Source organism: Nocardioides guangzhouensis (assembly GCF_004519545.1).
In the GTDB taxonomy this organism is placed as follows: domain Bacteria; phylum Actinomycetota; class Actinomycetes; order Propionibacteriales; family Nocardioidaceae; genus Nocardioides; species Nocardioides guangzhouensis.
Genome location: NZ_SDKM01000046.1, coordinates 22,651 through 30,882, shown reverse-complemented (window position 1 = coordinate 30,882; position 8,232 = coordinate 22,651). Strand labels below are relative to the sequence as shown.

The 8,232-nt window shown below is 72.2% G+C and carries 10 protein-coding genes; 6 read left to right on the top strand and 4 right to left on the bottom strand.

The window, feature by feature from the left end; translation table 11 throughout:
* Nucleotides 1–44 precede the first annotated feature (44 nt).
* The gene (locus tag EKO23_RS21720; protein WP_342773628.1) at nucleotides 45–1,535 is read right to left on the bottom strand and encodes a DEAD/DEAH box helicase; all 1,491 of its coding nucleotides are present in this window, start codon (nucleotides 1,533–1,535) and stop codon (nucleotides 45–47) included.
* Nucleotides 1,536–1,651: 116 nt separating this feature from the next.
* Between EKO23_RS21720 and EKO23_RS21715 the strand changes: the two genes are divergently transcribed.
* Nucleotides 1,652–2,332 (top strand): ferritin-like fold-containing protein, encoded by a 681-nt coding sequence (locus EKO23_RS21715; protein ID WP_134720572.1) that lies wholly within the window; start codon nucleotides 1,652–1,654, stop codon nucleotides 2,330–2,332.
* Between the two features lie 10 nt (nucleotides 2,333–2,342).
* On the opposite strand, the gene EKO23_RS21710 is transcribed toward EKO23_RS21715, so the two are convergent.
* The 3 genes from EKO23_RS21710 to EKO23_RS21700 are packed head-to-tail and all read right to left on the bottom strand — an operon-like array spanning nucleotide 2,343 to nucleotide 3,506.
* Nucleotides 2,343–2,642, bottom strand: coding sequence for a hypothetical protein (locus tag EKO23_RS21710; RefSeq protein ID WP_134720571.1), 300 nt, complete (start codon nucleotides 2,640–2,642; stop codon nucleotides 2,343–2,345).
* Nucleotides 2,643–2,662: 20 nt separating this feature from the next.
* Nucleotides 2,663–2,884 (bottom strand): DUF3107 domain-containing protein, encoded by a 222-nt coding sequence (locus EKO23_RS21705; protein ID WP_134720570.1) that lies wholly within the window; start codon nucleotides 2,882–2,884, stop codon nucleotides 2,663–2,665.
* Between the two features lie 40 nt (nucleotides 2,885–2,924).
* On the bottom strand, nucleotides 2,925–3,506 hold the full coding sequence (locus EKO23_RS21700) for a TetR/AcrR family transcriptional regulator (RefSeq protein WP_134720577.1): 582 nt from the start codon (nucleotides 3,504–3,506) through the stop codon (nucleotides 2,925–2,927).
* Between the two features lie 257 nt (nucleotides 3,507–3,763).
* Here EKO23_RS21700 and moeZ point away from each other — a divergent pair, with 257 nt between their 5' ends.
* The 5 genes from moeZ (at nucleotide 3,764) to EKO23_RS21675 (ending at nucleotide 8,230) form a co-directional block, all read left to right on the top strand.
* Entirely contained in the window at nucleotides 3,764–4,963 is a 1,200-nt protein-coding gene (gene moeZ, locus EKO23_RS21695; RefSeq protein WP_134720569.1) for an adenylyltransferase/sulfurtransferase MoeZ, read from the top strand.
* A gap of 69 nt (nucleotides 4,964–5,032) precedes the next feature.
* Entirely contained in the window at nucleotides 5,033–5,911 is an 879-nt protein-coding gene (locus EKO23_RS21690) for a hypothetical protein (protein ID WP_134720568.1), read from the top strand.
* A 110-nt stretch (nucleotides 5,912–6,021) separates the two neighbouring features.
* Complete coding sequence (locus tag EKO23_RS21685; protein WP_217702748.1) at nucleotides 6,022–6,957, top strand: hypothetical protein; 936 nt, start codon at nucleotides 6,022–6,024, stop codon at nucleotides 6,955–6,957.
* Nucleotides 6,958–7,004: 47 nt separating this feature from the next.
* Nucleotides 7,005–7,745, top strand: a complete 741-nt coding sequence (locus tag EKO23_RS21680; protein WP_134720567.1) for a DUF4129 domain-containing protein — start codon at nucleotides 7,005–7,007, stop codon at nucleotides 7,743–7,745.
* A complete protein-coding gene (locus EKO23_RS21675) occupies nucleotides 7,742–8,230 on the top strand; it encodes a hypothetical protein (protein ID WP_134720566.1) in 489 nt (162 codons plus the stop codon). The genes EKO23_RS21680 and EKO23_RS21675 overlap by 4 nt, the downstream gene beginning before the upstream one ends.
* Nucleotides 8,231–8,232 lie beyond the last annotated feature (2 nt).

The window sequence follows — 8,232 nt, the reverse complement described above, 5'->3', positions numbered from 1 at the left end:
ACCGCGTTACAGCGGAGGTGTCCGATAGAAGACGGGGCGGAGGGTCAGTCGGCCTGGGCCACCGTCTCGCCGCCACGGGTCCGGCGGCGGTTGCGGCTGCGGTTGCGGCGGCGCGGGGCGCCCTCGCCGGAGCCGGCCTTGTCACCGGACTGATCGCCGGTGCGGCTCGACGTACGGCCCTGTCCGTCCCGGCCCCGACCACCGCGGCCACGGCCCGAGCCGGAGCCCGTGCGCTCGTCACGGTCGGTCTTCTCGACCGGCTTCGGGTCGGCGATCCGGCCCTTGATCCCGGGCTGGATGCCCTGGTCGTGGAAGAGGTGCTCGGAGGTGGAGTAGGTCTCGACCGGCTCGTCGAACGGCAGGCCGAGCGCCTTGTTGATCATCTTCCAGCGGTGGATGTCGCCCCAGTCGACGAACGTGACCGCGGTGCCGCTGGCGCCGGCGCGGCCGGTGCGGCCGATCCGGTGGACGTAGGTCTTGTCGTCCTCGGGGCAGGTGTAGTTGATGACGTGGGAGACGCCGGAGACGTCGATGCCGCGGGCGGCGACGTCGGTGGCGACGAGCACGCGCAGCTTGTCCTCGCGGAACCTGGTCAGGGCCTTCTCGCGGGCCACCTGGGCCATGTCGCCGTGCAGCGGGCTGGCGGAGAAGCCGCGCTCCGCCAGGTCGTCGGCGACTCGCTGCGCCTGGCGCTTGGTGCGGGTGAACACGATGACCTTGTCGGCGTCGTCGGCCTGGAGGATCTTGCCGACGATCTCCGGCTTGTCGAGGTCGTGCGCCTGGTAGATGAACTGCGCGGTGGCCGGCACCGTGGCGTTCTCGTACGACGACTCGGCGCGGATGTTCATCGGGTGCCGCATGTGGGTGCGGGCCAGGGCCACGATCGCGGCCGGCATGGTCGCCGAGAACAGCATCGTCTGCCGGGTCTCGGGGGTCATCTTGAGGATCCGCTCGACGTCGGGCAGGAACCCGAGGTCCAGCATCTCGTCGGCCTCGTCGAGCACCAGCGCGTGCACGTGGGAGATGTCGAGGGCCCGGCGGTTGCACAGGTCGATCAGGCGACCCGGGGTGCCGACGACGATGTCGACGCCCGCAGCGAGCGCGTCGAGCTGCGGCTCGTAGCCGACGCCGCCGTAGACGGTGAGGACCCGCAGGCCGCGGTCGGCGCCGGCGAGGGCGAGGTCGCCGGAGACCTGGAGCGCGAGCTCACGGGTCGGGGCGACGACCAGCGCCTGCGGCTTGCCCTCGGGCAGCTCGGCGTAGTCGGGGTCCTTCGGTGCGACGCTGCGCTGCAGCACGGGGATGCCGAACGCGAGCGTCTTGCCCGTGCCGGTGCGGGCCTGGCCGATGAGGTCGGTGCCCAGCAGCGCGACGGAGAGGGTCATCTCCTGGATCGCGAAGGGAGTGGTGATGTCGGCGCGCTCGAGCGCGTCACAGATCTCGGGGAGCACCCCGAGCTCGCGGAACGTGGTCACGATGTTCTGTTCTCTTTTCCTGACGAGTGGACCTGCGGTCGACTCCGGGAAAGGAACCAACCGCGCACATGCGGACGGCACCGTGGACAAACGGGGCCCGAGCCTCGTGACGGTGCCGGGCAGCGCCGCGGTGTCGCGGCGGACTGACTGGTCCAGTCTATCGGTACGCTGCCGCCATGACTGAATCCCCGGCCAGCGATCCGGAGTACGTCGCGGCGGTCGTGGACCTGCTCGGGGCCATCGCGTACGGCGAGCTCACGGCGTTCGAGCACCTCGCGGAGGATGCCGCCAGCGCCCCGACACTGCGGGACAAGGTCGCGCTCGCGGCCATGGCCAGCGCGGAGTTCGGGCACCTCGGCCGGCTCAACGAGCGGCTCGAGACGCTGGGCGCGGACCCGTTCGAGGCGATGGCGCCGTTCCAGGCGCCGATCGACGCGTTCCACGAGCACACCGCCCCCAAGGACTGGCTGGAGAGCCTGGTCAAGGCGTACGTCGGCGACGGCCTGGCCCGCGACTTCTACCGCGAGATCGCGGCGCTGCTCGACGTGGACACCCGCGACCTGATCATGGAGTCGCTGGACAGCACCGCGCACAGCGCGTTCGTGGTCGAGCACGTACGCCGCGCGATCGAGGACGACCACCGGGTCGGGGGACGGCTCGCTCTCTGGGGACGGCGGCTCATGGGCGAGGCGCTGAGCCAGGCCCAGCGGGTGGCCGCGGACCGCGACGCCCTGACCGCGCTGCTGGCCGGCGGGGTGGACCGCCCGGGGATGGACCTCGCGGCGCTGGGCCGGATGTTCAACCGGCTCACCGAGCGGCACGCGCAGCGGATGACCGAGCTGGGCCTGTCCGCCTGAGCGAGCAGGCTCAGGAGGGCCCCGGCCGCCGGTCGGTGTGCCGGCCGGCCAGGGTGGCGCCGACGACCACCAGCAGCACCAGCAGGGCGGCGGTCACGACCTGCCAGGCGTGCCGCCACCAGTCCACGCCGGCGCCGGCGGCGCCGTCGTACACCAGCTCGTAGAGCCAGTAGCCGAGCAGGCCACCGCCGATCCCGCCGAGGATGGCGAGCCACAGCGGCACGTGGTCACGCTCGTCGCGCGCCAGTGACTTCCCGAGGAGTCCCAGGACGGTGCCGCCGACGAGCGCCCACAGGATGGCACTGACCATGCGTTGCCCCGCCGGGTTCCTCAGGAACGGAAGCCGACGTGCCCGGTCGCGCCGGTCCCGATCTCGACGTACGCGAGGCGGGCGGTGGGAACCAGCACCCGCCGGCCCTTGTTGTCGGTGAGGGCCAGCAGGCCCTCGGAGGCGACCGCCTCGCTGACCTGCTTCTCGACGGCCTCCGCGTCGTCGTCGGTCTCCACGACCAGCTCGCGCGCGGCTTGCTGGATGCCGATCTTGACCTCCATGGACGTCCCTTCTCGTTCGTGTGTAGTGGGGGGTGAGTGCTCAGTCCTGGCGGGGGTAGCCCCGGATGCCGCGCCAGGCGAGGCCGGCGATCAGCGCCGCCGCGTCCTCGCGGCTCATCTCCGAGCCCTCGGCGAGCCAGAAGCGGGCGCTGACCTGGGCCATGCCGACCAGCGACACCGCGAGCAGCCTCGACGCCTCGTCGGGCAGGCCGGTGTCCTCGTGGATGACCGCGGCGATCATGGCCGCGCACTCGGTGGTGACCCGCTCGACGTGCTCGCGCACGGCCGGGTCGTTGGTCAGGTCGGACTCGAACACCAGGCGGAACGCGCCGGACTCGCCGGCGACGTAGTCGTAGAACACCGCCATCGCCGCGGCCACCCGCTGCTTGTTGTCGTCGGTCGAGTCCAGTGCGATCCGGCAGTTGTCGATGATCGTGTCGCACGAGACGTCGAGCAGCGCGAGGTAGAGGTCGAGCTTGCCCGGGAAGTGCTGGTAGAGGACCGGTTTGGACACACCTGCGCGCTCGGCGATGTCGTCCATGGCGGCGGCGTGGTAGCCCTGCGCCACGAACACCTCGAGTGCGGACTCCAGCAGCTGCGCCCGGCGGGCCTTGCGCGGCATGCGGCCGCCCCGCGGACGAACCTCGTCCAGTTCCTGACCTGCGGTCACGTCGTGCTCCTCGCGTCTGACACGGGTCTGCAGACCCGGATCGCAGCCTACCCGGAGGTAGCGCACGGACCGCGTCCGGATGACGGGACGTGGTACGGCGCGTCGCGACGCCCGGGGAACATGGCAGGCCGGGGATTGGTTGAGGAGCACGGAGACCCGATCTCCGCGGACCAGTCCCGCCACCCGCACCTCCCGAGGAGAGAAGCACCGTGTCGTTCCCCGCCCTGGTCGAGCCTGCCGCCGAGCTCACCGTCGACGAAGTGCGCCGCTACAGCCGGCACCTGATCATCCCGGACGTGGGGATGACCGGGCAGAAGCGGCTGAAGAACGCCAAGGTGCTCGTGATCGGCGCCGGCGGCCTCGGCTCGCCCGCGTTGCTCTACCTGGCCGCGGCCGGCGTCGGCACCCTCGGCATCGCGGAGTTCGACGAGGTCGACGAGTCCAACCTGCAGCGGCAGATCATCCACGGACAGTCCGACGTCGGGAAGTCCAAGGCGCAGTCGGCCCGGGAGTCGATCGCGGAGACCAACCCGCTGGTGAACGTGGTGGTGCATGAGGAGCGCCTCGACAACGACAACGTCTTCGGCATCTTCAAGGGCTACGACCTGATCGTCGACGGCACCGACAACTTCGCGACCCGCTACATGGTCAACGACGCGGCGTACTTCCTGGGGATCCCCTACGTCTGGGGCTCGATCTACCGCTTCGACGGCCAGGCCTCGGTGTTCGCGCCGACCCTCGCCGACGACGCGCCCTGCTACCGCTGCCTCTACCCCGAGCCCCCGCCGCCGGGCATGGTCCCGAGCTGCGCCGAGGGTGGCGTGCTCGGCGTGCTCTGCGCCTCGGTCGGCTCGATCCAGGTCAACGAGGCGATCAAGCTGCTCACCGGCATCGGCGACCCGCTGGTCGGCCGGCTGATGATCTACGACGCACTCGAGATGGAGTACCGCAAGCTCAAGGTCCGCAAGGACCCGAACTGCGCGCTGTGCGGCGACAGCCCGACCGTCACCGGCCTCATCGACTACGACACCTTCTGCGGTGCGGTGTCCGAGGAGGCCGCCGACGCCGCGGCCGGCTCGACCATCTCGGTCACCACGCTCGAGCACATGCTCAAGGAGCGCGACGAGGGCACCCGCGACTTCGTCCTCGTCGACGTCCGCGAGCCCAACGAGTTCGAGATCAACCGGATCCCCGGCTCGGTGCTGATCCCCAAGGGCGACTTCCTCAACGGCTCGGCGCTCGAGCAGCTGCCGTCGGACAAGCAGGTCGTCATGCACTGCAAGACCGGTGTCCGCTCGGCCGAGACGCTGGCGATCGTGAAGGGCGCCGGGTACGCCGACGCCGTGCACGTCGGCGGCGGCGTGGTGGCCTGGGTCAACCAGATCGACCCCAGCCAGCCGTCGTACTGACGCGTAACCCGGAGGGGTTCCCTCTCGTTGTGGGTGTGTCCTGACTCACCACAGGGAGGGAACCTCCTCATGCGTCACGCCCGCTCGAAAGCCGTAGCCCTGCTCGGCGCCGCCGCCGTCGCGGTCGCCCTGGTCAGCTCGGCCCCCGCCGCCTCCGCGAAGCCGAAGAGGACCGCCGCCGTCGCCTGGGCGCCCGCCGACACGGCGCAGATCCACCCGGGCGTGCAGATGTACACCGAGGGCGCCCAGTGCACCGGCAACTTCGTGTTCACCGACGGTGCCGGCACGACGTACGTCGGCTACGCGGCGCACTGCGCCGGCACCGGCGCGGCGACCGACACCAACGGGTGCGACGCCGGCTCCCTCCCGCTCGGCACCAAGGTCGACTTCGTCGAGGGCGGCTCGCTGGCCTCGGGCGGCACCCGGGTCGGCGGCGGCACCCTCGTCTACAGCAGCTGGCTGACCATGCAGAAGCTCGGTGAGACCGACGAGAACACCTGCGCCTACAACGACCTCGCGCTGGTGAAGGTGGACGCGGGTGACGTTGCGAAGGTGAACCCGTCGGTGCCGTTCTGGGGCGGCCCGACCGGGATCAACACCGCCGGCGCCCCGGCCGGCGACACCGTCTACTCCTACGGCAACTCCAGCCTGCGGGGCGGCATCGAGCAGCTCTCCCCGAAGCAGGGCCTGAGCCTGGGCACCGACAGCGACGGCTGGAACCACCCCGTCTACACCGTCACCCCGGGCATCCCCGGTGACTCCGGCAGCGCCTACCTCGACGCCGAGGGCAACGCGCTCGGCGTGCTCTCCACGGTGCAGCTCGCGCCGCTGGTCGGGGCGAATGGTGTCGGCGACCTCCACCACGAGCTCACCTACGCGCAGGCCAACTCCGGCCTCTCCGGCCTCGCGCTGGTGACGGGGACGGAGCCGTTCAGCCCGATCCTCTGACGGTCGGCGACTTCCTGCAGCTCGACCCCGTGCGGCCCGTAGCCGGACGGGGTCGGCTGCGTTATACGCGGCGGACCACATCCGAGCTCGGGACCGGAGGACCGAAACCCATGCTGCGCCCGCCCCCGCACCACCTGACCGCCCTTCTCAACGCGACCCGGGCCACGGCGCTCACAGCCCTGCTGGTGCTGGTCCCGATCGGCCTCGGCGTCGATCCCGGCCCGCCGCCCGGCCCGGCCCCCACCGCCTCCTCCCGCTGGGCGCCGGCCGTCCGGGCCACGATCACCCCGGGCGTCCAGATGGTCACCCGCGGCTCGCAGTGCTCCGGGAACTTCGTCTTCACCGACGCCCGGGACCGGGTGTACGTCGGGTACGCCGCGCACTGCGCCGGTCTCGGCGAGGCGACCGACACCAACGGCTGCCGGGCGCGGTCGGTGCCGCTTGGCACCCGGGTGCGCTTCGCCGCGCACATGACGTTGGTGAGCCCGGGCACCACCCACGGCTACGGACGGCTCGCTTACTCCTCCTGGCGGAACATGCGCCAGCGCAGGCTGACCGGCGGCGCACGATGCACCTACAACGACTTCGCGCTGGTCCGCGTCGAGGCGCACTACGTCCGGCACGTGAACCCGTCGCTGCCCTGGTGGGGCGGGCCCACCGGGCTCGGCCCGGGCCGGCTCGGGCAGGGCGACCGGGTCGTCGGCCACGGCTCGTCCGGACTGCGGGCCGGGCTGTCTCCGCTGGGGCCGAAGACGGGCACGTCGCTGGGGCAGTCCGGCGGCGGGTGGACGCACGACGTCTACACCGCGACGCCCGGCGTCCCCGGCGACTCCGGCTCCGGCTACCTCGACGGGCAGGGCCGCGCGCTCGGCGTGCTCTCGACGGTCGAGGTCGCGCCGCTGCCCGGGTCCAACGGGATCGGCGACCTGCGTCGCGAGCTGCGCTACGCCCAGCACTGGTCGGGGATCCGCGGGCTGCGGCTGGTCCTCGGCACCCGGCCGTTCTCCCCTGTGCCGACCGCGACTCCTGCGTCTGCGATCAGATAGGGCGATCGCCGGACGTGCGCGGGCGCGTCCGGGAGTAGATTCCCGGCATGTGGCAGCGGCGCGGCCCGACCGCGGTGATCGTCTTCCTGGCGCTCGCCGGGGTGCTGCTGGTGACCTGGGCGGCCACCGTGGGTCCGACCGGCGTGCTCGGCGGGGACGGTCCGATGCCGCACCCGCGGGAGGCGCCCACGACCTTCGAGCCGCTCCCGGAGACAGCCGAGGAAGCCGATCAGGACGAGCAGCAGCAGGGCGACAGCCTGGTCGCCGACTTCGTCGGCGTGGTCGGACAGGCGGTCGCGGTGGTGGTCGGGATCGCGGCGCTGGTGCTGGCCGGGCTGCTGCTGGTCCTGGCCGCCCGCGGGGTACGGCGACTGGTCGAGGAGGTCGCCGCGCGTCGCGGACCGCCGGACCCCGAGGCGACCGCGTTCGACGCGCTCGACGCCCGTACCCGGCTGGCCCGGGCGATCACCGAGGACGCCGACCGCCAGCGCGACCTGCTCACCTCGGGCTCGCCCCGCAACGGGATCGTGCACTGCTGGCACCGGTTCGAGGAGCTGGCCGGCGAGGCCGGGATCGGCCGCCACACCTGGGAGGCCCCCGGTGAGTTCGCGCTGCGCATCCTCACCACGATCGACGCCGACGAGGACGCGGCGTACCGGCTGACCACGCTCTACCGCGAGGCGCGGTTCTCCCACCACGAGCTGGACGAGGTCGCCCGCGAGGAGGCGCTGGATGCGCTGGTGACCATCCACCTCGGCCTCGCCGCGCGGACCGGGATCGCGCCGTGAGCCGCCGGTGGCGTCGTACCGTCCTCTGGGCCGTGGCGCTGACCGCCGGCACCTGGGTGGTGCTCGCGCTGCTCGACTTCGAGCCGGACCCGGTGCGGCTGCCGCTGCTGGTGGTCCTGGTGCTCGCGGTGATGCACCTGGTCAGCGCCGCGACCGGGTGGGACGAGCAGGCAGTGCGGCTGTGGGAGGTCGACACCGCCGAACCGGTACGGCCGGCCGGGGAGGACACCCGGCTGTCGTTCCTGGTGCGGGTGCTGACCCAGCACGAGTCGGCCCGGGAGCCCGACGGTCGCCTCGTCGAGTGCCTGGCCGAGCTCGCTGACCGCCGCCTCGAGCAGCGACACGGTGTACGCCGGGACCGCGAGCCCGAACGCGCCGGCGCGCTGCTCGGACCCGACCTGAGCAGGGTGCTCGAGGAGCCGCCGGGCCGGCGGATGTCGCTCGCGGAGGTCGACCGTCACGTGCAGAGGATCGAGGAGCTGTGACC

What these genes read in the sequence shown, in the direction of transcription:
- EKO23_RS21685 (WP_217702748.1), top strand. Translation starts at nt 6,022, where the DNA reads ATGCTGCGCCCGCCCCCGCACCACCTGACCGCCCTTCTCAACGCGACC.
- EKO23_RS21715 (WP_134720572.1), top strand. Translation starts at nt 1,652, where the DNA reads ATGACTGAATCCCCGGCCAGCGATCCGGAGTACGTCGCGGCGGTCGTG.
- EKO23_RS21710 (WP_134720571.1), bottom strand. Translation starts at nt 2,642, where the DNA reads ATGGTCAGTGCCATCCTGTGGGCGCTCGTCGGCGGCACCGTCCTGGGA.
- EKO23_RS21705 (WP_134720570.1), bottom strand. Translation starts at nt 2,884, where the DNA reads ATGGAGGTCAAGATCGGCATCCAGCAAGCCGCGCGCGAGCTGGTCGTG.
- EKO23_RS21690 (WP_134720568.1), top strand. Translation starts at nt 5,033, where the DNA reads ATGCGTCACGCCCGCTCGAAAGCCGTAGCCCTGCTCGGCGCCGCCGCC.
- EKO23_RS21680 (WP_134720567.1), top strand. Translation starts at nt 7,005, where the DNA reads ATGTGGCAGCGGCGCGGCCCGACCGCGGTGATCGTCTTCCTGGCGCTC.
- EKO23_RS21700 (WP_134720577.1), bottom strand. Translation starts at nt 3,506, where the DNA reads ATGCCGCGCAAGGCCCGCCGGGCGCAGCTGCTGGAGTCCGCACTCGAG.